This window comes from Delftia sp. ZNC0008 (assembly GCF_000799035.1).
In the GTDB taxonomy this organism is placed as follows: domain Bacteria; phylum Pseudomonadota; class Gammaproteobacteria; order Burkholderiales; family Burkholderiaceae_C; genus Comamonas; species Comamonas tsuruhatensis.
Window position 1 is genome coordinate 1 of sequence record NZ_JTKZ01000382.1, and the last position, 1396, is coordinate 1396.

General features: G+C 69.6%; 2 protein-coding genes. Both read left to right on the plus strand.

Features of this window, described 5'->3' with window-relative positions; translation table 11 throughout:
* Positions 1-456, plus strand: a 456-nt coding sequence (locus L995_RS12625) for a MarR family winged helix-turn-helix transcriptional regulator (RefSeq protein ID WP_047472079.1), incomplete at its 5' end; no start/stop codon positions are given.
* 254 nt (positions 457-710) lie between these two features.
* Positions 711-1396: MFS transporter (locus L995_RS12630; RefSeq protein WP_047472080.1), on the plus strand; the 686-nt coding region annotated here is incomplete at its 3' end.

Below are 1396 nucleotides of genomic sequence, written 5' to 3' on the forward strand. Positions count from 1 at the left end.
CCGCGTCTTTCCATCGACCTCTACGACCAGCCGGGCCACCTGATCCGGCGCGCGCAGCAGATCGCGGCGCAGCTGTTCCGCGACGTGCTGGGGCCGGACGTGACGCCCGTGCAGTACGCCATCCTGCGCATGCTGCAGGAAAAGCCGGGCATCGACCAGGTGACGCTGGCGCGGCTGGTTGCGCTGGACAACTCCACCACGGCCGACATCGCGGCGCGACTGGAGGCCAAGGGCTGGGTGCTGCGCGAGATCCTGCCCCGGCGCCAGCGGCGCCTGACGCTCACGGCCGAGGGCGAGGCCATGCTGGGCGGCTTCGTGCCGAATGTGCACGAACTGCACAACCGCATGCTGGCCGCGCTGGAGCCCGAGGAGCAGGCCGAGTTCAAGCGCCTGCTGCGCAAGTTCGTGCAGTTGCACGACGCACGCGACGCCCTCGACGCTTCCTCATCCGACTGACAGCGGCCCGGCCGCCGCCGCGTCCGAGACTGCGCGGCCCCGCCTGACCGGGGAAATCCCGGTATCTGGCGCCGATTTTCATTCAGTAAACTGAATCACATTCAGCATACGTAATGATGTGCTGAGAACACAAGAAAGCTTCCACAGAGCTTCAACCCAAGGAGACCCACGATGACTGCCTCTACCCCTGTCCCATGGCTGCAGCGGCCCTGCGCCGCCGCATCGTCCAACTGCCCGTTGCGGGAGCTGCGGCCATGAGCGCCGACCTGCGTGCAAGCGTCGACCAGCGGCCCATGGCGCGCTTCCAGTGGTCGGTCATAGCCCTGTGCATGGTGCTCAACATGATCGACGGCTTCGACGTCCTGGTCATGGCGTTCACGGCCTCTGCCGTGTCGGCGCACTGGCAGCTCAGCGGCGCCCAGCTGGGCTTTCTGCTCAGTGCGGGCCTGTTCGGCATGGCGGGCGGATCGCTGCTGATCGCGCCCTGGGCCGACCGGCTGGGCCGCCGGCCGCTGATCCTGGCCTGCCTGGCCCTCTCGGGCGTGGGCATGCTGGGCTCGGCCTTCAGCCAAAGCGCCACGCAGCTGGCGGCGCTGCGCGTGCTCACGGGCCTGGGCGTGGGCGGCATCCTGGCCTGCAGCAACGTGATCGCCAGCGAATACGCCTCGCAGCGCTGGCGCAGCCTGGCCGTCACGCTGCAGTCCACGGGCTACGCGCTGGGCGCCAGCATTGGCGGCTCCATCGCGGTGTGGCTGCTGGGGCGCCATGACTGGCGCGCGGTCTTCCTGTTCGGCGGCTGCGTGACGCTGGGCGTGCTGGTCCTGGCCTGGTGGCGACTGCCCGAGTCCATGGACTTCCTGCTGGCGCGGCGCCCGGCCGGCGCGCTGCAGCGGCTCAACGCCCTGGTCGGGCGGCTGGGCCTGCCCGCATTGGCTGCGCT